The organism is Neosynechococcus sphagnicola sy1, assembly GCF_000775285.1.
Taxonomy (GTDB): domain Bacteria; phylum Cyanobacteriota; class Cyanobacteriia; order Neosynechococcales; family Neosynechococcaceae; genus Neosynechococcus; species Neosynechococcus sphagnicola.
Map to the genome: position 1 here is coordinate 168,842 of NZ_JJML01000017.1, position 24,585 is coordinate 193,426.

Here is a 24,585-nt window from a genome sequence, read left to right on the forward strand (position 1 = left end):
TCGCTCCAAGTCATCCTTGAAAACATGTCCAAAGTCCTGATCGCGGGTACTCCAGCAAGTATCTGGGAGCGTTACCAGAGTTGGTTCTCTGCCAAAGAAATTGAGATCATTCGGCCCTCTCAGCCCCTGCCTGATGCCCACGCGTTCGTTTGGCATGATTTTCAGAATTTAGACGCGGTGCTGCGGTCAGATTCGGGGACTATTGCCATCCTGGGTTACATTTCACCTTGGATGATGCTGCACCACGGTTTAGTCACAGGTCAACCTGGAGAACAGTTACTGGCAGAGTGGCAAGCTGGCACTAAAGCAATGCTCCAGCTCAAATATGCTTACCCCCAAGCGTGTTTTCTGGTGAATTTAGACTACCTGGATGTTCAGGCTTGGCCGCACCTCTGGCAGAGGCTGGGCATAGCCTCACCCGCTCCTGGGGTGACAGAGTTCCGACAACCAGTTGATAACAATCTCCAGGACTGGGGTAACCTCTGTGTTCCGCTACTGAGTCCACAGTTACCCGAACTGAATGAACTTTACCTATGTCTTGAGTCCCACGCTGAACTCTTGGGGCGAGAGCCAGATTTTAACTATGAGAACCGCTCTCAATCTCTCCCTGCGGTACCTGAGATTTTAAATGTCTGGTTTAATGTCTCCCAGCGTCTTCAACAACTAGCGCAAACTTCCACAGAACTCACAACTGTTAAAGCACAGATCCTTCAGGCTCAATCTGCAACGGAGGCTCTACAGCTAAATCTAGAACAGCAGAAATCCCTGCTGCAAGATATGCAGGCAGGGGCGGAACTAACGCTGTCACAAACTCAGTCGGAACTAGAGCAGTTCCAAATCCGCGATCAGCAGTTAACCGAAGAGTTAGCACAGACAAAATTTCAAGCGCTTCAGTCTGGCCAAGAACTGAGGCAGTTCCAGAGTCAGCTGTTGCAGGCTCATCTGGAATTGCAGCAGTCTCAAACCCACGAGCAGCATTTAACCGAAGAGTTAGCACGGTCTCAGGATCAATTGCAACAGACCCATGCAGAGTTGCAAATCTCTCAGACCCAGCATCAACAAACTGAGCAGGCGTTAGCACAGACAAAACTTCAAGCTCTTCAGTCTGACCAAGAACTAAAACAATTGCACAGCCAGTTGTTGCAAGCTCACCTGGAATTGCAACAGTCTCAAACCCGCGAGCAGTATTTAACTGAAGAACTAGCACGCTCTCAGACTCAACTCCAACAGACCCATGCAGAGTTGCAAACCTCTCAGACCCAGCATCAACAAACTGAAAAGGCATTAGCRCAGTCAAACATCCAAGCCCTTCAGGCTGGCCAAGAACTAAAACAATTTCGCAGCCAGTCATTACGGGTTCAGGTCGAACTAGAGGAGTCTCAAACCCGAGAGCAGCAGTTAACTGAAAAACTAGCAAACACTCAGGCTCAACTCCAACAGACCCACACTCAGCAACAACTTACTCAAGGACTACTGGAACAATCTCAAATACAGTTGCGCCAAACCCAAACACTGCTGGAGCAATTTCAAAGTCAGTTGCGGCAATCTCAGGGGCAACTAGAGCGCATGCAACTGGCACAGCGTCTTACGAGTCAACCCGATCAGCAACTACCTATTGATTATCAGCTGTTAGTTTGGGATGCCTATAGTGCCTACCATCATGCCAACCTCACGGAAATGACTCAGTGCCTAAAAAAATCTCTGAAACATACACCATTGACCCATTCAGAAACGATTTTAAATTGGCTACAACGATTCGCTGAATTTTCACTGGAAAGGGGGAATCACTTTGATACCTATATCCTGACAAATTCAGCAGAATGGCAACAATTGGTGAAATCGATTACGTCTCCTAAGCGACGAGTTCTATCAAATACGTCGAAGTAATAAACTAATCGGCATAGAGGTTCTCTGCCAAGTGCGGTACACTTCCAGCCCTAAAGCTTTTGCCAGTCAAGAATCGACTGAACTTCACCAGCTTAATAGCCTCTACATTTATTTTTCCAAGCTGATTACCTTGCTGCAAGGGTTTCACGCCTAGTCTCATGCGGTTTGGATGCGCAACAGCTTATCAATGCAGTTTAAATGCGCAACAGCTGGTCAGAATATAGTAATAGTAGTGATATCAATCACCCCAGCCATGCTTCTCAACAATATCTCGAATGATGCCTAACACACCAGGATGCTCCTTGAACAGGTGAAACAGGCGCGACGTTACTTCTGAAGATACGGAAATTTTCTCTTTGCTCATCATCACAATTCCGATCACCTCGCGCGGCAACAGAAGTGGATCGTGGGGATGAAAAAAGCGATCTGGATCTGCCGAAACAATAGCCAGAAACCATTCGGGTGCGTTGAGCAAATAGGCACGCAAGGAGTTTTTGAACATTTGGTCTTGTGCCGATGGCATGGGACAACTATGGCATACAGTCGATGGTGATGAGATGTCCCTGGTCTTGAACAGTTGGCGCGCAGATTGGTAGATATCGCCATTCCAAATTTGCTCGTATCCACCTTCTTTGGAGAAAGACCCGAAGTCTGTTTCGGTATTCCCTACAACGCAGCAAGGCCCAACGTTGCCTTCTGGGTAATACATCCCTCCGAAGTAAAGCCAGTCGCACTTTTGCTGGATGCTGGGAAAATCGAGCTTGCCCTCAGATTCTTGTTGTCCTAACAAGCGTCTGCGCAACAACGTGTCGGTTCTGGCTTTGCTTTTGACCAGGTACGAACCGTAGGTAGCAAATGGAACTTTTTCAAGTGTGTTCCGGCGAACGCTGCCGGGTGGAGGATCTGGCGGTGCATTTCCAGGAAAAAATTCGACCAGATCAACGCCTATTTCTTCGGCTTTTCTCAAGACTTCAGGCATTTCGTGCTGGTTGTGTTCGAACACCAGAAAGCGCCACTCAATGATTGGAAACTCCCGGTTCCGCTGTTTCTTGATCTCTACGAGTGTTCTTAGGTTGTCCAAGACCAAGTTAAAATCTCCTCCTACCCGATACTTTTTGTAGGTGGTTTCACACGTTCCATCAATTGAGGCCACAACAACATTCAAGCCAGAATCTACCAACGCTTCAAGCCTCTTCGTGCCAACAGGTACGCTGAGGTTAGTTGAGATGACGGTGAATACTTCCTTCTCAGAAGCCATGGTCATCAACTCGGGGAGGTGTTTGTTTAGCAAGGGTTCACCGTTGCTGAAGTAAGAACACATGAACAGCTCGAATCCGCAAAAATTCAGGATGTTCTCATTGCCCTCAACCCTGAGAATTCCGGTTGGACGTTCCAATTCGCCTCTGCCAGTGACGCAATATGGACAGCGCAGATTGCAGAAAGTAGTCAGGTCAACGGTGATGTCGAGAGGTTTGCCAGGAACTACGTTCCAGCGTTCTCGGCGACTGATCAGCACTCCTAGGAGGTTGGCGTATTTTCTGAACTCCAAGTCCTGATTACGAATGGCTGGTAGAACATTAGCGATAGATAGGCTCACCATGTTGGTAGTCCCCCTAGGGGAAATTATCATCCATTCTAATTATGAGAATATTTTTCGTTCTTTGCCCTGTGATAGAAATTTAGACATTCATTCTTCCGTTGAATAGGTGTTTAATCCAACTGTCATCAAGTTAGGTTTCACAGATGCAAAATAGTACTAAAGAACCATAGTGAGAATTGCTGACGGGTTACTAGTTCAATTGGGAAGCGATGAAACAGCTGCTAAAATAACATCGAAAATGTCTACTCCAAATTTCCCAACCATGTCCGGTCGTCAGCGCGCTCCGCGATCTAGTCTCACCACATGAAAACACTGTTCCTACATATCGGAACTCACAAGACCGGCACCACCGCTCTGCAACAGATTCTCTCGTTCAATCGGGAGGCACTGGAAGTAGACGGATGGCTTTACCCCCGCGCAGGATGCCCCGAGTCAAACTTCGGCCATCACGATGCCGCATGGGGTCTGATAAAGGCGAAGAAGAAGCCCTTCGATTTTGCCGGACTCCAGGGTGAGATCCTGAATTCGCGTTGCGAACAGGTCGTGATGAGTAGCGAGGAGTTCGAATTCTGCCGCAACGTGGAAATCGTCCGCGCCGAGTTTGACTACTGCGATGTTTTCATCGTTCTGTACCTGCGACGGCAGGACGATCTGTTGCTGTCAGAGTACAACCAGCATCTTAAGTCAGGAATCTACTTCAAGCCGCTGGCCCAGTTTGCTGAAATGCTTGACCGCCAGGGTCGGCTGGATTACATGGCACTTTGCCAACACTGGGCCACGGCATTTGGCAAGGAACGAATACTTGTAAGGCCGTACCATCCAAACACATCAATCATCGAAGAGTTCTGCAAACTTGTCGGCATCACCACTACCTTGAAAGAGCCGACGCATCGCTTCTCAAATCGATCCCTGGACTCACGACTCACAGGCACGCTCAGGGTGATCAACCAGCTTCGCAGCAACCAGCAAGATGACTATACCTACAAGGAACTTGTGGGCGTTGTCAGTCGCTATGGTGCGCAACTGAAAGACAAGCAGAAGTTCTCCCTCATGGCACCCTCCGAGAGGAAACAATTCATGAGAAAGTATGAGGAATCGAACCGTCAGCTCTTTGACTCGTTTCTAGAGGGTCACGAATTTACCGATCCGCTGATCGAGAATTCTGATGAGATACGAGTGTCAGAAAATCATTTTCCCCCGGATCTCGTCAGAGTCATGCTGAATCATCTCGCCAAGCGCCCACAACTATCCCCGGAAAGTAGAGGCGAAGACGAGGATTGAGCATTACAGTTCTTGTCGAAGAGTACAGAATCGCCATATTTGTATCAAGCCGCTCTCCAGGCTCAGAGGGATAAGTGGTAATTGTTTTTCCAAGCAATGCATTAATAGCGGAAAATCGGTGAGGATTAGACCATATTCTAAATGCGCTGAAAAAATGGTGCCATAGTTCAAAGATTTCCAATGGCGAATATGAAAACAAACCTTGACTTTACCATTGTAGTTTATCAATTTGGAAAGGTTGCTAGTCAATCAATAGTTAGCTCACTCAATGGCTTAGGAAATATTGAATGCTTTCAAAGTCACTTTCTTGGCAAGGAGGATTTCAATAAAATTATCAATTTCATTATTGACCCCAGGAACAATGATTATTTTTCAGAACACAAGGAAGGTCAATTAATAAAAAACCTTAGGCTACTTCGAAGGATAAATACTTATCGTCAGAATTTGTGCGAGGAGGGGAAACTCATTTTCATCTCAACTTCACGAGATCCAATTGAATGGTTTCGATCCGTCGTTTCCCAGAATATTGCTGGACATTTTCCCTACTTTAAAGAAATAGCTGCTTCTAATAATTTTACTTTTTCAGATAAAAATGAATTAATAGTCAAGGTTCTTCCCCATATTTTTGATCAAATTTACAATGCTCTCAAATTATTGAAATCTATAGATTCTCCTGATTGGCTATGCATTTCTAAAGAATACAAGCAAATTGGAATTGCAGACAAAAAGGAGTTACGTCATTTCTTGCAGTTCTTCAAAACGTTTGTAAGTCCCCACAATTGGTTTAGAAATCACTTCGAGCAGTTTTTGGGCTTTAGCATCTCTGATATGAGAGAAATCGGTAGTCATGTCTATAAGAAAGAGAGTGGTTGGTGCGACACCTATCTATTTCGATATGAGGATTTAAACGTATCTTTTCCATTGATATTAAACTCGATTGGCATCGATAGTAATATACAGCTTAAGACTATAAATGTTTCTGAAAAGAAGCAATTCTCGGAGCCTATCAAACAAACTTTTTCAGATTCACCCATATTAGCTGAAATTCGAGCAACTGCTAAATCTTCGTATACTGATTTTTTTGGATATTGAGATGATTTTTTGAGTTATTTTTAGGGATTTTCTTAAAATAAAGACTATAATATCTGCAATTAATTCCCCGTGTCTATGTGTATTTATTTCTACAAAACAAACAGCTCTTCTGGGTTTGAGATGATAAGCAAGCCTAATGACTTTCTCCATAAGGCTTTCAAGCTTTATTCATGAATTAACCCGTATCTAATGATACATTTTCATCAAGATCCCACAAGAGCCAAACAAACTAGTCAAGATAAAAGATGCAAATAAAAAAGGGTCAGAGCTTGCCTCACAAAATCACCTTAGAAAAATACCTCAACACTGCCGATGAGATGCTATCCCAGGGAAAACTTGAGCAGGCAGCAGTAGCTTATCAGCAGGTAATTCAGTTAGACCCTAATTCAGCGCAAGCACATCACAATTTAGGGAACATTCAGACATTGTTGGAAGAGTGGCACAAAGCCCAGCAATGTTATTCTAGTGCAATTGAAATTGACCCGGATAACTTCTGGTTGTATTTTAATTTAGGCCATGTACTGCGGCAGCAACAAAAATGGACAGCGGCACTAGCAGCCTATAAGAAAGCTGTGATCCTTGACTCACAGAACGCTTGGGCAGTTTACTATCTGGGTGATGTTCTACGTCACTTAGAACAATGGGAATTAGCAGTTAACTCATATGAGCAGGCATTACAGCTTGACAATGATCAGTTCAGTTTTTTTTATTCTCTGGGGGAGTCTCTGCTGATCATAGATCGGTGTGAAGAAGCTGCTAATGCCTTCAGTCAAGCAATCAATCTCAAGCCAGACTTCGAATGGAGCTTTGCCAATTTATCCAAAGCATTTACTAAATTGGAACAGTTGGGACCAGCAGAGTTGAATGCTTACAAAAAAGCACTTGCTTTGACATCTCAATACTCAAAGCAGAAACCATTTATCAACAATGAAATACAGTTGAAATTAGAAAAACTTAAACAACTGCCAGACCAAAATAATCATTTATTTGATGGTGGAATCGCGTATATTTCAGGAAACTTTATTGTGGGGTGGATTATTACTAGCAACTCACACTCAGAATTCTGTGATGTTCGACTAAGAATCGAGACTGAAATTATTAGTTCTGCTAGCGCTAATTTATCAAGAAAAGAAATCCCAGAAATTCCTGAAGATAGAAATGACCGTTGCTGGTTCAAATTACAAATACCTGATTCATATTTAACCGGTCAAGAATATGTGTTTGAAGTTCTTACTCCAGATGAGAAAATATTGGATCAGCCAATTCAATACAAGTTTTTTCTTAAGGGAAATCTCGATATTATTCAAAGGCACCATATCGCTGGTTGGGTATTAGATCCACAAAGTAATCACTCAGTTGAAATAGATATATATATTGACAATAATAGATATATTTCGATCCCTGCAAATCTCAAACGATTGGATGTCACTGAGGCATTTGGATGTGGCTTTGACCTTTCAACTCCAATTGCTAATCACAGTTTCCAAAGTGTTCTCATTACATTAAAAGATTCAAATATACCTATACTTGATACGCCGAAATTTTTATTTTCCCCTGTAGGTGCGATTAGCACCCTATACAAGTTGGGAAATACTGTCCGAGCAGGTTCTGGTGATTTTTTACAGATTGAAAAGAACTGGATACTAAATCATTTGTTTCCCGATCTGATTACAAGTTTTAGAAACTCTGTTAGGGATGGAGGAGAATCAATTTTAACTTTCCACCCTAACCAAGACATTCACAGCAAACTTCTAAGTGCCAGCAAATCTCCTGTTGTAGATGTCATTATCCCAATTTATAAAAACTATGTAATTACCAAGATTTGTATTGAAAGTGTCTTGAATTCAAAGAATGAAACACCTCTTAATTTGGTTGCCATCAATGATGAAAGTCCAGACCCGGAAATTTGGCTATATCTTGAAGATCTAGCCAATCAAGGCAAGATACAACTACTCATCAATCACTCTAACAAAGGCTTTGTTCATAGTGTAAATCGTGGCATGAGTCTGAGCAATGATAGAGATGTTGTGCTCTTAAACTCAGATGCCATTGTTGTTGACTATTGGTTAGATAGACTAAGGAAAGCTGCCTATTCCTCATCTAATATTGCCTCTGCGACTCCCATAAGCAATCATGCTTCTATCTTTAGTTATCCAAGAATGGCGGAAGAGGTAGAGCAGATGCCGGAAGAGATTGATGCGCAAGAAATTGATAATATTTGCACGTTGGTGAATAAAGATTTTCTTGTAGATGTCCCTACGAATCATGGATTTTGCTGCTTTTTGCGTAGAGAAACACTCACTCAAGTAGGATTATTTGATGAGCAGAAATGGGAGAAGGGTTACGGTGAAGAAGTTGATTGGTCTCAACGATCATTACGACTAGGATGGCGACATGTAGCTGTTCCAGGTATTTTTATCCATCATGTTGGCAGTCAATCTTTTTCTGAAAATAAACTGCAAGCTATCAGTAATGCGTTAACTAAAATTGCTTCTGAGTATCCTGAATTTGATGCTATTGTTCATGACTTTATCAAAGCAGATCCACTAGCTAAGTATCGTCGTAAAATTGATATTGAGAGGTTAAAAAGAACTGCTCAATATTACATCCTATTCATAGCTCATGATCTTGGGGGTGGAACGTATCGTCATATTTCGGATATGAGTGAGCAATTACAAACAGAAGGATATCCTGTTGTCTGTTTAGCTCCTGAAAAAGACGGATGGATCAAATTAATAACGCTTGGTGGCATTGATATTCATTCTCGGTACTGGATCGCGGATCCAGTGGAGTTACAAACTCTGTTAAACGACCTAGCTTTAATTAATGTCTTCCATATTCATGTCCATAGTACGATTGGTTTTGGTGATGAAGAAATTGTATGGAAGATTATTTCTGAGGCTAAGATTCCCTATGATATAACTGTTCATGACTATCAATCTATTTGTCCAAGAGTAAATTTAGCGGTTGATGGGAAATATTGTGGAGAGCCTGTTGAAAGTGCTTGCAACATATGTATCCTGCAAAATGGCACTTATAATGATGAAGGAATTAAAAATCTTAGTGCAAAGCTCAAAACTATAGCTCAATGGCGAAGTTATTACTTATCAAAAATGAACCTAGCAAGAAAAATCTTTGTACCCAGCCATGACACAAAGGCTAGGCTATTGAAGTATTTCCCGTCATTGGAAATTGATGTTAGGCCGCACCTAGAGAAATTTCGGGATTTGACCCTGAAGTCCCTTCTTTCTGCTGACCCTGAAGTCCCTTATCGAATTGCGATAATTGGAGCAATTTCCGAGATTAAGGGCCATTACTTTTTACGTGATTGTGCTAAGTATGCTTTAAAATATAACTATCCATTAGAATTTATTGTCTTTGGTCATACCAAAGACGACAGTGAATTTGAGTATCTATCGAATGTTCATATTTTAGGGAAGTATGCTAATTTTAATGAGTTAAAGCTAGCTGTAGAAGCCAACCCATGTAATATTGCTGCTTTTTTTAGTACATGGCCAGAAACATATTCATATACTCTAAGTGAAGCTTTATCTCTTGGTTTTATACCAGTTTCTTTGAATATTGGTGCTATATCTGAACGAGTTCAGGAAATTGAAGGATCTATTTTAATTGATATTGATGAGGCTCTGGATCAAGTTATTAATAAATTAATTCAAGCTGCACAGTTTAGTCAGAGACATCAAGTTTCCTATACTTTTGGAAATTCACATTATTACCCTAGTTTGTTCTCTGACTATTATGAGTTTAAAAAACCAGTGAGTGGTCTTTAATGCTCCAATAAATCCAGAACGTTTATGAATCGCGCCATTCGGCGGGAACTCTTCCAAATTTATCCTCTACAAAATCAATAAGATATGCATACTTGGTCTTAAGGTGCTTGCGCACAGTATTCGGTAGGTCCGCAGATATACTGACATTGAGCCTTTTCCCAGCTTTCGGAAAATAGACCGGATCAAATTCGATCTGTAGAAAGTTGCAAACGTTTTTTAACACGGATAATCCGTCTCTAGCTATATCCTCATAAAATAGATAAAGAATCTGTTCCTTTGGGAAAAAATGCTCGAGACGTTCAATAGTCTTATCGTATGTAGTTCTATTAACTACTGGTAATGAGTCTGCAAATTTTATAGCCCGTTTTGGCTCAAGCATTCCTTTGTCTGACTTTTTGGTCGCCCGAAAGCGAATTTGTGACCATACCCGCCCGACCGGATCTCGCATAATGAAGATTATTTTCGCTTGGGGTGCAATACGCGCTATGTGTGCGAAACCTTCATCCGGGAGCATGGAATATTCTGGTGTTACTTCTCCAAATGCCTTAGCGCCGTTAGCGATCTCAAATAATGAAACATACCATGGATCTCCAATTTCCGCTGGATTTCCATACTTCTTGCGCCATAGGCGTTCAACATCTGGCATCGACACCGTTGAGTCCGCCCTCCGTTTAGCATTTCCAATCAATTTCTGCAAAAAATTTCTATTCGCTTCTATGTGTATGCCGTCGAAGTAGTGGAGTTCCTTAATGTAAGGTACCCATACGTCTCGATGAGAGTCCAAATTATCGTGAAGCCAACGTGTTCCTGCTTTTTGAGCTCCAATACAAGTGAAGAAATTTCCTGATATTAATGCTTCTGTAGAAACTTTTTCCAAAAAGGCATTTAGATAAATTTCACCGAATTTTTCATTCATGTGTACTAGATCTGAGTTTGGATGCTCGATGTTTTTCCTGCTCACATTAATTTCGAGCCTTGTTGAACCTTTTGAGTATTCTATTCTAGTATTCCAGCCATTCTCGATCGTTATTTCAGGCTGGGGAAGGAAGTAAAGATTACTTATATTAGGTATTGTTGAAGTCATTCCAAGTACCCGATTGTAGCTGATAGACTTTGACTCGGAGCAGACTGTTGACTCACTTGCTTTGAGGGGGTGGTGGCCTATGTAAATCTGTCTCGAAGACAGTTGGCGAACCATGGCAGCCACTTGATAATTCAGGGACTGAAGATAGTTATCTCGGCAAGCTTGGATCAATACCGCATCTGAGAAACGTTCGTCTAATTTTAATACCCTAAAATAAAGCCCATATATCAAAAACAAATCAAAGTCTTTAGGGTTAACTTTTGTCTTCCCTCCCGAAGTATAGTGCAGTATTTTTTCAAGTCCTTTGTTAGTTGGGACAAGCTCTTGATTCCGGATAGAAAGGCCGCTCAAATCATTTTTTGGGGCTGCAAAAAACGTAATCTCTATATTTGGATATTTCCTTTGTAGTTCATCCCAAGCATTCTTAAGACTTCCTACATGGCTATTGCCTAAAACACATATCTTCATATTTAAAGCCAATTAATTACTTACCAAAAGCGCTTAAGATTTCCTCCTCGCATACCACGTCGTATGCACTTTCGTGAGCAGCATTCAACTGCCTTATATGTAAATCACTACTTTTATGTGATTTTTCTGGGGATCGCTCAATAGGATATTTCATGTTTAAGCAGTTAAAGAAACAATTCATGACATGATCGATGCCGACAGGATTGACGCTTCGTTGATTGGATTCAAAGAATGTACCCCGGAAAGGTGTAGCGTTAATGATCTCATAGGCAGGAAAGTAGTCCACCGAGCTAGACTGGTCAGCTAATTGACCCGCAACAGACCTCAAAATTGCCTTTGATTCCATCGTCGCTACAAGTACGTGATTCCCAGACATAGTCGCTGTCAATGGAACTGGCGAAACCGTTAGAAGGAACTTGATATTCGGATTCAGCTCCTTTATTTTTTTGATTGTTTCTTGAAGTACCTTCCGTATTAACGGGTATTTTTGATTAACGAATTTGTGGGTATTTTTGTCAAATGTACCGGCTGCTGTCCCAGGGCACATCGGGTATTCATAGCTGGCTTGCTGGTGAATCCAGGTTTCAGTGAGGCCAAGGGTGAAGACGAAGAGGTTTGCAGTTGTGAGAGCTTCATTAAAGGATTCTAAAGTGCGTTCACGGGAATGTAAAAGCTCGTTCTTTGAAGCAAATCCATTCGGTTCAATGTTGGGTCGGAAGGGATCGAAAAATCTTTCATCTTTCTCCCAAATTTCATCAGGCACACTTGCCTCTTTGGTCGCCCAATCCACCCATTGTTTAAGCAGAGAAGCGGTATAAATGTTGCCGGTTCGGCATGAGAAGATACCATAATTATATTTCTTCGCATTTTCTGCACTAAGACCAGCAGGTGCTAGCTCCGTGTTCAGCCAATTGAAGCCACGTAACTCTAGTGCTCGACCGATATGTTGAGCAAAACAAGAACCGAAAGTAACTATTTTTTGGCGCGGTGTTATGGGAAATTTTGGATCCCACAATCCATCAATATCAAACATATTCTTTTTTGCGATCGCCGAAGACCAAAAAAATTTTTCCTCAAGGTTCTTATAGGGATGCATTGCTGTTTCAAAATGAATGGGCTTGTAAATGATCAAAAACCGAAGCTTCTACTATGTAGACATTTGAGATTTCATTAATTCATGTATGGACTCATTAAGCTTGCGATGTTTTTTTTGGATCAGAACCTGATTCGAAAAATAAGAAATAATGATATTAATCGGCTCTAGTTTCATCACAATTTGGCAAAAAATGGCACCATCCAACTGATGTTGTCGGAACAGCACACTCCCCAATTTCAGGTATGGTTCTGTATCATTGGGTTAAATTTTCAGCGCTTTATGATAATTTTGCAAGTCATCTGGATTTTCCAAGATTGCCTGATTGAAGTAATCAGAGCATTCCGCAGGTCAGATTGAGCACGATTATACAGCGCATTGCCGAGTTTTTGGTGCAAATATGCCATATCTACAGCCAACACTTGGGCATGACAGTAACAGGCGAATCGGTTGGCCAGACAATAGGGTAATCTAGATGGCTTCCGCTTGTTTTTGGAGCGTATATTCTTGCTCCAATTAGACTCAGAGCTATCCAGGTTTGCGGACACTGAAGCAATGGGGAAGGGCAGATGATCCAGCAATTCCCTTTAAATCATGGGTGTCTTCTGAAGATTACTGCAAATGAACTCTCTTAGAACCAGAAAATTACCTAGCCCAAATAGGCTCGCTTCACTTGTTCATTCGTTAACAATTCGGTCGCAGGCCCCTCCAAGGTGATGCATCCCGCCTCTAAAACATACCCGCGATCGGCAGCTTGCAGTGCCAGAGTGGCATTTTGCTCCACCAGCAAAATGGTGACGCCAGCGGTGTGGAGGGATTGGATAATGGCAAAAATCTCTAAAACAATGGTCGGGGCTAAGCCCAGACTGGGTTCATCTAAGAGCAAAAGTTGGGGGCGACTCATCAACGCCCGGGCGATCGCCAGCATCTGCTGCTCACCACCGCTCAGAGTTCCCGCGAGTTGATGACGACGTTCTGCCAACCGGGGAAAGGTCTGGAATTGGTAATCGATGTCGGCGCGAATATCAGCGCCATGGTCGCGGGTGTATGCGCCTAGCTCCAGATTATCGAGAACCGTTTGATGAGCCAGCACCCGGCGACCCTCTGGACTTTGGGCAATGCCCAGCTTCACCACCTGATCAGGCCGATAGGCCGTAATCTTTCGCCCTTGAAAGTAAATCTGCCCACTGCGAGGGGGGATCAACCGAGAAATGGCCCGGAGGGTGGTACTTTTGCCCGCACCATTGGCCCCAATCAGGGTGACGACCTCACCGCCATACACCTCCAGATCAATCCCTCGGAGGGCCTCAATGCCTCCATAGTTGACGCAGAGTTGTTGGATTTGCAGTAGCGGTGCCTTGGCAGGTGGTTTGAGTTCTGAGTAGCTCATGCCTCTCCTCCCAGATAGGCTTCGATCACGGCGGGATCATTGCGGACGGTGGCGGGATTTCCCAAGGCAATTAATTCCCCAAAATTCAAGACTGCAATGCGATCGCACAATTCCATCACCAAGGGTACATGATGTTCAATCAGCAGTACCGTCAGCTGGAACTGTTGCCGCAGATCCCGAATTAATTCGCACAACACCTGCTTTTCACTGGGATTCATGCCAGCAGCCGGTTCATCCAACAGCAGCACTTGGGGCTTCAAGGCCAAGGCTCGGGCTATCTCTAATCGCCGCTGATCGCCATAGGACAGTGTTTTGGCGGGTTCCGCTGCTCGATGGTACAGCCCCATGAGATCCAGTAAGGCCAGGGATTCTTCCAGGGTCTGTCGTTCTTCTTGGGGAGCGGGGGGTCAATCCTAGCAGCCCCACCAAGAGTGGGCTATGGGCATGGGTATGGCAGGCAATCTGGACATTTTCCAGCACCGAGAGATTACCAAACAAGCGGATATTTTGAAAGGTACGGGCAATCCCCTTGGCTGCAACTCGGTCGGGGGGGGAGTTTTGTGATCACCTGACCGCGATAGAGCAACTGACCACTGGAGGGAGGAATCAGTCCGGTGATCAAATTAAATAAGGTGGTTTTTCCAGCCCCATTGGGGCCAATCAACCCAAAGATCTCGTGCTCTTGAATACTGAAGGAAACTTGATTGACGGCCACCAGTCCCCCAAAACGGCAAGTCAATGCCTGCACTGCCAGAATCGTTGAGTCGGTTCCTAAGGCAGTGGTGGCGATGCTAGGGGAAGGGTTCATGGGAAACTTTGTATTTTGTATACTATTTGTATGTTCACTGAATGGTTCCATGTCCGATCCCATCCCTACGGTTCAGTTTTTTGAAGGCATTCCTGAGCACATCAGTAATGTCAGCCTGCGTCGGGATAAGAATTCTGGTATGCGAGTCGTGGTCATGACCTTTGAAGATTTGCAGTCCTTGACCCGGTTCAATAGTTTTACCAAAAAATTCTCCCAAGCTCTGATCCTCGCCGATGCCGAAGGGCAAATGGAGCTTCAACCTGCCAGCGTCAAATTCATCTTCGGGGGCGACGATGGTGACGACTTGCAGCGGATGGAATGCAAGCTAGAAATCGACCAGGATCAGCACTGGGATCGCTTTATGCGCTTCATGCACCGCTACGCTGAAGCCAATGGCATGGCCTATGGTGAGCCTGAAGATCAAGGAGAGGGTGTCAAACCTAGGCACTGATTAAGCGCGCTCAAAATATCTAGCCCGCTCCCAACTGGTCACGACCTCATCAAACTTCCGTTGTTCGGTGCGGAAGAAGTGGAGGTAGTGGTCAATCACCTCATCCCCCAAGGTTTGGCGTGCCCAAGTGCTCGTTTCTAATGCCTGAATCGACTCATGGAGACTCGCTGGCACCTGGGGCAGATCCCGAGCCGCGTAGACATCGCCTTCAAACATCGGGGGCGGTTCAATTTGATTTTGAATCCCATCCAGTCCAGCCGCCAGGGTCACCGCAAAGGCCAGATAGGGATTGGCATCCGCCCCTGGACAACGGCACTCTAAGCGCAGGGAGGCTCCATGCCCTAAGATGCGGAACCCAGCGGTGCGATTGTCATAGGCCCAGGCAATTCCGGTGGGGGCAAAAGAACCTGCAACATAGCGCTTATAGGAGGTGGGATAGGGGGCATAAAAGGCAAACAGCTCCCGAATGTGAGTCATCCAGCCCCCTAAGAACCACCGGAACAGCGGCGAGCTATGCACGGGGCCAAAGGCCTCGTCCCCTGGAAACAGGGGGTTGCCCGCCTGATCCCAGACACTAGCATGGAGGTGCATACTAGATCCTGCAAAGCGTTCATCCCATTTCGCCATAAAGGTAATGGATTTATCGTTTTGCCAGGCAATTTCCTTCGCCAAATGTTTGTAGAGAACGTGGCGATCGCACATTTCTAAGAAATCGGTATAGCGGAGATTAATCTCCTGTTGTCCCGGTCCCCATTCTCCCTTTGAGAACTCCACGGGAATGCCCGATCGCTCTAAATGCTTGCGAATGGCACCGATGATCAATTCTTCCTTTGTTCCCTGGAAGATATGGTAGTCCTCAATGTAATCCCCAATGGGCTGGAGGTCATGGTAGTTCTTGCGCTTGGCCTCGGCGTAGGAATCTGCAAACACATAGAGTTCTAATTCGGAAGCTCCCATGAGTTGATAGCCCAGCGCCTTGGCCCGTTCGAGCTGTTGTTTCAACAGACTGCGAGGCGCGATCGCCACCGGAATATCTTCTTCCTCATTAAAAACCATCACACAGTACAATGGCAGTTTTCTCTAACCAGGAGGCAATTCGCAACGTACTCAGATCGGGAATCATCCGAAAATCACCATAGCCCTTAGCCCAACTGGTAAAGGCATAGCCCGGAACCGGATCCATTTCCATGTCGCAGGCTAACAGGTAGTCGCAGGCATGAACCGCATGGGCCAACACATCGTTAATAAAGTAGTCACCCGTGATCCGCTTACCTAGCAGCCGTCCATAGAGATCAGGGAAAACAGTCAACACCGTTTCAATTTCCTCATCCCTAACCATTTGGGTTAGGGTTTTGACATCCAGCATCCCTCGGATCTTGGCGTTCCCCATGCAGGCTCCTTCACTGTTCAGAACAGAAAATAATCCACATAAAAGTGTGGATCTGATAGAAGGCTATCAGATCCACTTTAAAGTCACTCAAAATTAATTTCCAAATCAGTGAACAGGAACCCCTTTGCTGGTCAGAGCTGAAGTCTACTTATCCCTCCTTTCTAGGGAATATCGATTCAGGGACCTTTGTCGTTAGGGGAGATCCGCTATCTACTACTCATAGATGCCTGAACCCCAACCCTTAATTCACCAGCGAAATTGCTAGTAAGCAACCTGTGGATCTGAGGAGAATCTCGTATAAACCCTCAGTTAATCTGTAGCACCAGAAATTTTACGAACCTGACAAGCATTGGGGTGGCCAGGGAAGGAGACACAATCCCAGAAGCCTTAAGATTGGGGAAGTTTTTACTGTCTTCCTTGTGTCTATAACTTAGACTATCATGCAGCCCACGAGCCTTAACCAGAGTTTAATAGAAGTTTATTTCTAAAGAAGTAAGGAAACAAACGCTTAGGAAACTGTGATGTAGCGATCCAAGAACCTGGCTCTGAAGGGGTGCAAGCAGGCTTCAAGACAACGATTTCAGCCCTTGGGTAACCCAATATCCAAATATTCCCATGGTCGTTCCATCTGGCTACCCTGGTTGCTTCTGTTGATCTCTACTTAGTAACAGTCACTTGAAAAGATAGGGTGAATGGTTTAAAGCTGACACCTGACTTTGCCGTTCCTGTCAGCTCTAGTTCATAGATCCCTGCCTTGGGGAAGGTAATGAGGGTGCCAGGAATGCCTTGGTACTGTCCAATGTTCAAAGCCCTCAGCAGCGGTTGCATCAAGGGGGGAGTTTTTCCTTCTACGTGGGGAATCGGATAGACTGCCAACTGACAGTTGCATTGTGAGAGCGGAATCACTTGTCCACCCCGGCGGGTCAAAGCAAACCAGGCTTTGGCAGGTACGCCTGCCTGGGGTTGATCATTCGGCTCAATATGAAAAGTCGCCGCCACCTCTCCAGCAACCTCAACCTCGTGAGCCCAGACCGGGGGAACAACCAGCAGAGACAATAGCAAACTGCCAAAAAACTTACTTCGACGGGTAAATCGGGGCATAAAATCGCTCCAAGGAAAACAGTGACCAAACCCAGCGCCAGCGAAGGAGGAGAACCCCAAGGGTCATCACCGACAGACCCAAAACTGCCAGCCAATGAAGCCATGAGTGCTCCCAGGCACCCAGATAGTGAGAACCCAGACCAATCGAATGAATCACAGCGAAGAGGAGCACCGGGATATTCAATAAATGAATCCGTCGCCAGTAGGAACCCAAGGTGTGCATCATCCCATCAAAGCTGGTGCAGGCTGCAGGCAACATCAACCCAAGGGCTGCCACCCCTAGCCAAAGTGCCCCCTGTTGTTCCGGTAGCATAAAGGCGATCGCATCCAGGTGCCAGTTCAGGGTATGTTGCACCATGTGCAGGGTATGGGCGATCGCCAGGAGGCAGGCGCTGACTCCCAAAAACCCGTCGGTAGCGCAGGGGAGCCGCCCAGAGGCGACTGATGGGCCGGGCAGCTAAGGTCAGCATCAAGCAAAATAGGGACGCATGACCTGTGAAATCCGTCATGGTGTTGCCCGTTCGCAGGAGGGTTAACCCACCAATCAGCAGCATCACCCAACCGCCGATGCGAAACAATTGGCTGCGACGATCCGCACTGATCACCGATGCCGATAGTCCCACCCCCACCATGGCAGGTAACGTTCCCAATCCAAAAGCCAACATCGTGGCAGCACCTCGGAGTGGATCACCAGTGGCAGCGGCTTTAATCTGAGCTGCGTACAAAAAACCACAGGGAATCAGCCCCCAAGTGATGCCTACCAGCACAGGGGTTAACCAGAATGCTTGGGAGGAGAGCTGCAGCATAGCAGCACTGAGTTGTTGGTGTAGTCTTCCTTGGGTGAAGGGGTGGAAGAGAGGGGTCGGAGGGAGAAGCTGGGGATTGATTTGAGCCAGTCCCATCCAGATCAGCAGCGTCCCTGTGAAGATAGCCAGTCCTTGGCGCAACCCACTCTCAATCCCAGCCAATTGTCCCCCGGCCACAAGGACAGACCCCAGGGCACCAATCCCCATCCCCACGAGAACGTAGCTTATCACCCGCCCGAGGTTCAACAACCCGTGAAAACAGAACTGTTGCCATAGGGTGGGAGGGGAGGCCGATTGTTGGGAAAGGGAGAAGGCCACCGTCAGCGGGCCACACATGCCAACACAGTGCCCGAAACTCCCTAGAAATCCCAGCGCCATGATCAGCAGGAAGTCCAACATGGTGATTTATTGACGGGTGGTTGGAACCTGGATAATAACAGTGGTTTCAATGGGTTGATGATGGTGAACAAGGGTCTCATGCCCATTGGCATTGAGTGTGACTTTAATCTGATGCTGACCTGGCTCTAAACTGGGGAGATAAAACCAGGAGCCATAGATGCGAGTAATTTTCTTGCCATCGATGTAAAGATGAACGTGTCCCTCGGTGGGGATACTGGCAGCATTGACCCGCTCTGGCGCAAAGCGAAAGTTTGTAACCTTGACTTCCAAATTCCAGCCCCTGATGGCATCGGGATGCACTATCAACTGCACAGTTGGGACGGGCTGACCTGGGGGAATCTCCAGTTGTTGGTGAGCGTGGGTTCCATCACTGTCTAGGCTCATTCCAGAGGACTCGTGGGCAAACAGCACCCCAGCAGGTGCATCTGCAGTATGGGCGATCCCTGCTCCAGTACCCACGAGGGTCATCAAGAGGAAGCTGACCGAGGGTAGCCAATCCCTTGTAGAGCGGCAGATTGGGGTTTTTATTCCCAAGAAATACAGGGGGAATCCTGGCTGATTCTTGATCAAAATATTGCTAAGGCAGGGAACTTTGAAGAATTCTCTTCATTCTGATTTGAGTCGCTGGCGTCGTCAAAAGACAGGTTGTCAAACCCATGGACTAGGCAGAGGGTTGGCCTGATACTTTGAGATACCCTAATAAAGAGACTCAGTCTGGTCGAGATACATATTGTATGGTTCCCCTTCCCAACCACCGCCCGCAACAACTCTCCCTCGGCCCCCTAGAGACAGAGATATTGAAAATTGTCTGGGATCTCGGTTCTGCAACGGTTAAAGATGTCCACGAGCTCATTTTGGCTGATCCCAACCGCGAGCTTGCCTATGCCTCGGTGACCACAGTGCTGAATCGTCTGACCAAGAAAGGTTGGCTGACTTGCAATAAGCAGGATCGAAGTTTCACCTGGCAACCCCTGGTATCTGAACAGCAAGCTAGGGCACTCCATGCCTATGTACAGTTGAACCAGTTTTTGGCGGTGGGCAATCCGGATGTGGTAGCCGCTTTCGCCGATAGCCTGGATCAAGCCAGTGTGGAACAACTGGAGGCGATCGCCCAAAAACTCCAAGCTGTCCGCAAAGCCAAGGAGGATGGAACATGCACTTGATGATGTTGCTGGTTGCTTTGGGACTAGCCTGGTCTGTACGTTACCGCTGGGTAGAATCCGGAGGTCACTGGGAAAAACGTTGGCAATGGGGGTTAAGACGGTTGCTATTTCCCCCTCTGATGTTACTCTCAACAGCGATCGCCGTGATGTGGATGGGCCCCCATGGGCAGATGGTCTGGGCGTGGGAGGGTTGGCTCAGTTATGCACTGGCAATCGGCTGGCTCGTCTTTGCTGGGATTTTATGGCTAAAGCATTTCTGGGAGGGCTGGCATATCCTGCAAACCATCCGCACCCACTCCACCACCAATCTCAGGGGAAGCGTAGTGCGCGTCCTAGAAATACCTACTCTCTACTGTGCCCAAGTAGGTTTTTGGCATCCGGAACTGGTGATCAGTCAGGGAATCTTAGATACCTTAGGAGCCGATCATCTAGAGGCGGTACTCGCCCATGAACAGGCTCACCACCATTATCGGGATACGTTCTGGTTCTTCTGGCTGGGGTGGATACGGCAGATGACAGCTTGGCTGCCACAAACTGAATCCATCTGGCAGGAACTCTTGATGCTGCGGGAACTCCGGGCTGATCTTTGGGCATCTCGGCAAACCGATGCCCTGCTCCTCGCCGAAGCATTACTCCTGGTTGTCAATCACCCCCGACCCCGATCCTGGCCGAAAATTTTTCTGCTGCCTTTAGTACGGTCGCTCCCTCCCATCGCCTCACCCAACGCATCGAAGCACTATTAACAGCCGCCGCCGAACCCATACATCCGCCTAGTTGGTGGTCGTGGAACTGGTTGTTGGTGATCTTACTCCCCCTCTGGGCGATCCCCTTGCATACCTGAATTGGTTTGGATGATCCCATGAAGTTACAAGCAAGCAGACTCTACATTGTGGGTACCCCTATCGGCAACCTGGAAGATATGACCTTCCGGGCGGTGCAAGTGTTGCAGCAGGTGGATGCGATCGCCGCTGAAGATACCCGTCATACGGGCAAGCTGCTCCAGCATTTTCACATCACCACCCCCCAGATTAGCTACCACGATCACAATCGCCAGTCCCGCACCCCAGAGCTGCTCCAGCGGTTACAGCAAGGGCAAGCGATCGCCCTGGTCACCGATGCTGGCATGCCCTGTATTTCTGATCCCGGCTATGAACTGGTGAAGGCTTGTGTGGCTGCGGCGATTCCCATCATTCCCATTCCAGGCGTAAGTGCCGTGACTGCGGCCCTGTGCGCCTCTGGACTGCCGACAGAGCCCTTTGTCTTTGAGGGCTTTCTGCCCGCCAAACATCAGGAGCGTTGCACCTATCTGGAACGGCTTCAAAGCGAAGGTCGTACCCTGATTTTCTATGAAGCCCCCCATCGCCTGCGTCAAACCTTGGTGGATTTAGCGGCCATGCTGGGTGATCATCGTAGGATTGTAATTGGGCGAGAACTGACCAAACTCCATGAGGAATTCTGGCGGGGTACCCTGGTAGGGGCGATCGCCCATTATGGCGATCGGGAACCCCAAGGGGAGTTTACCCTGGTCGTCGCCGGGGCTGAGGTTTCCCAGGTAGTGCCCACCCTGGCGGTCTTGAAAGCAGAGCTACAGCACTTATTGGAACAAGGCCTTTCGCGATCGCAGGCCAGCCGCCAACTAGCTCAAACCACCGCCATACCTCGGCGTCAACTCTATCAATTGACCCTAGAAATTCAGGTGCCCCAACCCTAGCCAGCCCATCAAGTTGCGGCTCTATGCGGCTGATGAGCCACTACCCACTCGATCACCTGCTGTCCTAAACAGCGTCCCTCCAGTCGGTCAATTTCTCGAATTCCCGTAGGACTGGTAACATTCACCTCGGTCAGATACCCACCAATGACATCAATCCCCACAAAAATCAGGCCATCCCGACGCAACGTCGGTGCCAGTTGTTGGCAAATTTCCTGCTCCCGGGCTGTAATTCCCACCTGAGCCACGCGCCCCCCAACCGCCATATTGCCGCGAAACTCAGCCCCCGTGGGAATGCGGTTCAAGGCTCCAATGGGTTCTCCATGAAGCAGAATAATCCGTTTGTCTCCCTCCTTCGCTGCGGGTAGATAGGTCTGCACCATAACCGGAATCCGTCCCTGTTGGGTGCTGATTTCGATCAGGGAGTTGAGATTGCGATCGCCGGGTTCCAGAAACAAAATCCCTTCTCCGGCTTTACCCCCCAGGGGTTTCAGCACCGCAGCCCCTTGCTGCTCGACAAACTCCCGGATCACGGGCTTACTTTGGGTGACAATGGTCTCTGGGATGGCATCCCGAAATTGCAGCGCATACATTTTTTCGTTAGCAGCCCGTAGCCCTTGGGGGGCATTGATTACCTGTGTTTGGGTGGGGTCAATATAGTCCAAGAGATAGGTTGCAAACAGATAAGGCACCGTCACGGGCGGGTCTGTGCGCATAAAAACGGCATTCATAGACTCCAGGGGCTGGGGGATCGACTCAGACAGCGAGAACCAAGCGTCACGGGTCACCCACCGCTCACCGACCAGGGTGACCGGAACCAGCTGCACCTGCTCCAGCAGGCCCCATGCCTTACCATCTACGACACTGAGTTGATGAGCCTGGGTAATCCAGACTTCATGCCCTAAGGCTTGGGCGGCCTCCATCAGAGCCACACTGGTGTCATGCCCTGGATCAAGTTGTTGAATCGGATCAATCACAAAAACAAATTTCATCCGTACCTCTGAAAAACTCAGCGAAGTAAGGGATCTAGCTGTCCCTGTCTGTCTAGAGCATAGAGGTCATCGCAGCCGCCAATGTGCTGATCATTGATAAAAATCTGAGGCACTGAACGTCTGCCACTGGCTCGTTTTGCCATCGCAGCACGTCCCGCATTGTCCCCATCAATCCGATATTCGGTAAACTCAACCTTTTTTTTCGACAATAATGCCTTGGCACGCAGACAAAATGGACAAGCTTGCCAGGTGTAGATTTCAATTTTGGGAGGCATAGGCTTTAATGTTAAGCAATATTTATTATTTTAGAATCCAGATCATTCAGTTCGCTGTTTTCAATGGTTGAACGGAACCCAATTGTCACGAATGCTAGTCTTTGCGAAATAGGTTGAGTGGGAATCCACTCACACCAGATTGAGACGTGGTTGAGGAGGAAGGTTTATGTCTGTTGGTTCACGTGCCGCCAAGGGTTCGCCCCATCTGTCGCTTCGTCCTGAGGGGAGTCCCCGCTCCCGTAACGTTCCGATTGCGGCCAGTGGCTCTCGGAATATCCGCTATTCTCAGCGGCAGGCCCTTCCTGGTCTAGCGAGTCCAACCATTGAGATTCTCCCCAATGGGTCGCGGCCCCTTCCCCTAGGATTACGCTTACTAGGTGAGATTCAGCAGGGCAGTACCATGGGGCTACTACTGATCGTCATCGCAGTCTTAGGCGTCTATGGGTGGTCTGTCTACTCCCAGCGACTTTGGAGTCAACAGTTTGAACACTTACAAACCCTACAGCGCCAAGAACGCCAACTCACTGCCGCCAATGAGGCTTTAAAGAACCAGATGGCAGAGATGGCATTACGCCCCAGCGCGGGGTTGATACCTCCCAGTCCCACCAAAACCATTTTCTTGAAGCCCCTACCAACCCGTCCGCTACAGAGGATCGTGCCGGGGAAGGACACCAGCATCGCTTCCACGCCCCCCATGGCTTATTAGTCAAACCTCAAACTCCGGATGTTCGTTGCCCAGCCGTTTTGTCTGCAACTTCTCAACAATGAACTTAAAGTCCAAGCTCCTGATGATTGCCCTGTTGGTAGTGTCTCTGCTGGTCGTTTCTACAATCTGGTATAGGGGAACTGCCCAAGCTCAGCAGTCCTTTGCGTCTACACGGTGGATCGGCAATGGTGCGGTGTCAACCATGAACCCCCGAGATCAAGATGCTCGAACTTGTGATCCAAGCAGCCTGCCCCCAACCTGGAACGCCGAACAATTGGGTCTCGATCTACCCCCCTCAGATGGCTCAATAGCATGGACACAACGGAGCAAATCCCTGGAGAAGCTGGCAACGAGCCTCCAGGGCTACCGGCCGAGAGAAGTTGTACGCATGGCGGATCCGAGCAACTATGGCGATCGCTATCAAACAGACATCTATGGCAAACCAGCAAATCATGAGTACATTGTCGTACTCCACGAAACAGTGTATTCAGCGGAGAGTGCGATCAACTTTTTCCGCACTCCTCATGCCAACGATCTCGATCAGGCAAGCTACCACACCTTAATCGCCCGGGATGGAACGGTGATTTACATTGTTCCCCCGGAAAAACGTGCCTTTGGAGCGGGGAATTCAGTGTTTCAGGGCGCGAGAGGTTCAGAAACCGTAAAGACCGATCCCAAGCTACCACCATCGGTCAATAACTTTGCTTATCACGTCTCCCTAGAAACACCGCCGGATGGCGCTCATAATGGCAGTCGTCATAGTGGGTATACCGAGCTTCAGTATCAATCCCTAGGTTGGCTCCTGTCACGAACGTCGGTACCCGAGTCAAGAATTACGACCCATAAAGCCGTTGATCGCTCGGGTACTCGCCAAGATCCTCGTTCTTTCAATCCGGTCAAGTTCCAAGCAATGCTGCGGGCCTATCCCCGACAGGTGAGAACAGGCACCGGCGACTGCAAACCTGCGGCCTTGGCAAAGCAGTAATCCTCAAAGCAACTCCCTAGGAATCGGGTGGGGCGATTGACAATCGATCTGCCGATAAATTGACAGTAATTGCATTAGCCCGATATGATTAGAGATTGTTGAAAGTTGCAAATCA

20 protein-coding genes and 2 pseudogenes are annotated in these 24,585 nt (G+C 47.2%); 10 read left to right on the plus strand and 12 right to left on the minus strand.

Going from position 1 to position 24,585, the window contains the following annotated elements; genetic code table 11:
* Positions 1-24: 24 nt before the first annotated feature.
* Positions 25-1,887 carry a coiled-coil domain-containing protein gene (locus tag DO97_RS09050; RefSeq protein ID WP_036532611.1) on the plus strand — a complete coding sequence of 621 codons (1,863 nt, stop codon included), beginning with the start codon at positions 25-27 and terminating at the stop codon, positions 1,885-1,887.
* Positions 1,888-2,125: 238 nt separating this feature from the next.
* Here DO97_RS09050 and DO97_RS09055 read toward each other — a convergent pair whose 3' ends face one another.
* Entirely contained in the window at positions 2,126-3,487 is a 1,362-nt protein-coding gene (locus DO97_RS09055; RefSeq protein WP_036532612.1) for a radical SAM protein, read from the minus strand.
* 303 nt (positions 3,488-3,790) lie between these two features.
* Between DO97_RS09055 and DO97_RS09060 the strand changes: the two genes are divergently transcribed.
* The 3 genes from DO97_RS09060 to DO97_RS09070 all read left to right on the plus strand — a co-directional run bounded on the left by DO97_RS09060 (position 3,791) and on the right by DO97_RS09070 (position 9,651).
* A complete protein-coding gene (locus tag DO97_RS09060) occupies positions 3,791-4,768 on the plus strand; it encodes a hypothetical protein (RefSeq protein ID WP_036532613.1) in 978 nt (325 codons plus the stop codon).
* 189 nt (positions 4,769-4,957) lie between these two features.
* On the plus strand, positions 4,958-5,860 hold the full coding sequence (locus DO97_RS09065; protein WP_156120505.1) for a hypothetical protein: 903 nt from the start codon (positions 4,958-4,960) through the stop codon (positions 5,858-5,860).
* 245 nt (positions 5,861-6,105) lie between these two features.
* Positions 6,106-9,651 (plus strand): tetratricopeptide repeat protein, encoded by a 3,546-nt coding sequence (locus DO97_RS09070; protein WP_036532617.1) that lies wholly within the window; start codon positions 6,106-6,108, stop codon positions 9,649-9,651.
* A 22-nt stretch (positions 9,652-9,673) separates the two neighbouring features.
* Here DO97_RS09070 and DO97_RS09075 read toward each other — a convergent pair whose 3' ends face one another.
* The 4 genes and pseudogenes from DO97_RS09075 to DO97_RS30985 form a co-directional block, all read right to left on the minus strand.
* Complete coding sequence (locus DO97_RS09075) at positions 9,674-11,215, minus strand: sulfotransferase family protein (RefSeq protein WP_036532619.1); 1,542 nt, start codon at positions 11,213-11,215, stop codon at positions 9,674-9,676.
* A gap of 4 nt (positions 11,216-11,219) precedes the next feature.
* On the minus strand, positions 11,220-12,335 hold the full coding sequence (locus DO97_RS09080; protein ID WP_204368548.1) for a GSCFA domain-containing protein: 1,116 nt from the start codon (positions 12,333-12,335) through the stop codon (positions 11,220-11,222).
* A 610-nt stretch (positions 12,336-12,945) separates the two neighbouring features.
* Positions 12,946-13,686, minus strand: coding sequence for an ABC transporter ATP-binding protein (locus DO97_RS09085; RefSeq protein WP_036532621.1), 741 nt, complete (start codon positions 13,684-13,686; stop codon positions 12,946-12,948).
* A pseudogene (locus tag DO97_RS30985) lies at positions 13,683-14,494 on the minus strand (ABC transporter ATP-binding protein). The gene DO97_RS09085 and the pseudogene DO97_RS30985 overlap by 4 nt, the downstream one beginning before the upstream one ends.
* 49 nt (positions 14,495-14,543) lie before the next feature.
* Between DO97_RS30985 and psb28 the strand changes: the two are divergent.
* Positions 14,544-14,945 (plus strand): photosystem II reaction center protein Psb28, encoded by a 402-nt coding sequence (psb28, locus tag DO97_RS09095; protein ID WP_036532623.1) that lies wholly within the window; start codon positions 14,544-14,546, stop codon positions 14,943-14,945.
* Here psb28 and DO97_RS09100 read toward each other — a convergent pair whose 3' ends face one another.
* From DO97_RS09100 to DO97_RS09115, 5 genes and pseudogenes are all read right to left on the minus strand, one after another.
* The gene (locus tag DO97_RS09100) at positions 14,946-16,001 is read right to left on the minus strand and encodes a glutamine synthetase family protein (RefSeq protein ID WP_239651601.1); all 1,056 of its coding nucleotides are present in this window, start codon (positions 15,999-16,001) and stop codon (positions 14,946-14,948) included.
* Positions 15,991-16,335: a hypothetical protein gene (locus tag DO97_RS25020; protein ID WP_204368550.1), complete on the minus strand. Its 345-nt coding sequence runs from the start codon at positions 16,333-16,335 to the stop codon at positions 15,991-15,993. The genes DO97_RS09100 and DO97_RS25020 overlap by 11 nt, the downstream gene beginning before the upstream one ends.
* A 657-nt stretch (positions 16,336-16,992) precedes the next feature.
* A complete protein-coding gene (locus DO97_RS09105) occupies positions 16,993-17,436 on the minus strand; it encodes a hypothetical protein (protein ID WP_036532625.1) in 444 nt (147 codons plus the stop codon).
* A pseudogene (locus DO97_RS09110) lies at positions 17,411-18,641 on the minus strand (urease accessory protein UreH domain-containing protein). Before DO97_RS09110 ends, DO97_RS09105 begins: the two are co-directional and overlap by 26 nt.
* A gap of 6 nt (positions 18,642-18,647) precedes the next feature.
* On the minus strand, positions 18,648-19,109 hold the full coding sequence (locus DO97_RS09115) for a hypothetical protein (protein ID WP_052128552.1): 462 nt from the start codon (positions 19,107-19,109) through the stop codon (positions 18,648-18,650).
* Between the two features lie 266 nt (positions 19,110-19,375).
* Here DO97_RS09115 and DO97_RS09120 point away from each other — a divergent pair, with 266 nt between their 5' ends.
* The 3 genes from DO97_RS09120 (at position 19,376) to rsmI (ending at position 21,515) form a co-directional block, all read left to right on the plus strand.
* Positions 19,376-19,804 carry a BlaI/MecI/CopY family transcriptional regulator gene (locus DO97_RS09120; protein WP_036532627.1) on the plus strand — a complete coding sequence of 143 codons (429 nt, stop codon included), beginning with the start codon at positions 19,376-19,378 and terminating at the stop codon, positions 19,802-19,804.
* On the plus strand, positions 19,795-20,547 hold the full coding sequence (locus DO97_RS09125; RefSeq protein ID WP_239651594.1) for a M56 family metallopeptidase: 753 nt from the start codon (positions 19,795-19,797) through the stop codon (positions 20,545-20,547). The genes DO97_RS09120 and DO97_RS09125 overlap by 10 nt, the downstream gene beginning before the upstream one ends.
* A gap of 116 nt (positions 20,548-20,663) precedes the next feature.
* Positions 20,664-21,515, plus strand: coding sequence for a 16S rRNA (cytidine(1402)-2'-O)-methyltransferase (gene rsmI, locus DO97_RS09130; protein WP_036532629.1), 852 nt, complete (start codon positions 20,664-20,666; stop codon positions 21,513-21,515).
* An 8-nt stretch (positions 21,516-21,523) separates the two neighbouring features.
* Here rsmI and gshB read toward each other — a convergent pair whose 3' ends face one another.
* The gene (gene gshB, locus DO97_RS09135) at positions 21,524-22,504 is read right to left on the minus strand and encodes a glutathione synthase (protein ID WP_036532631.1); all 981 of its coding nucleotides are present in this window, start codon (positions 22,502-22,504) and stop codon (positions 21,524-21,526) included.
* A gap of 17 nt (positions 22,505-22,521) precedes the next feature.
* Positions 22,522-22,779: a glutaredoxin 3 gene (gene grxC / locus DO97_RS09140; RefSeq protein WP_036532633.1), complete on the minus strand. Its 258-nt coding sequence runs from the start codon at positions 22,777-22,779 to the stop codon at positions 22,522-22,524.
* A gap of 166 nt (positions 22,780-22,945) precedes the next feature.
* On the opposite strand from grxC, the gene DO97_RS20895 reads away from it, so the two are divergent.
* Together DO97_RS20895 and DO97_RS09150 are read left to right on the plus strand one after the other, a co-directional pair.
* Positions 22,946-23,485, plus strand: coding sequence for a hypothetical protein (locus tag DO97_RS20895; RefSeq protein ID WP_052128553.1), 540 nt, complete (start codon positions 22,946-22,948; stop codon positions 23,483-23,485).
* 58 nt (positions 23,486-23,543) lie between these two features.
* Positions 23,544-24,470, plus strand: coding sequence for a peptidoglycan recognition protein family protein (locus DO97_RS09150; RefSeq protein WP_052128554.1), 927 nt, complete (start codon positions 23,544-23,546; stop codon positions 24,468-24,470).
* Positions 24,471-24,585 lie beyond the last annotated feature (115 nt).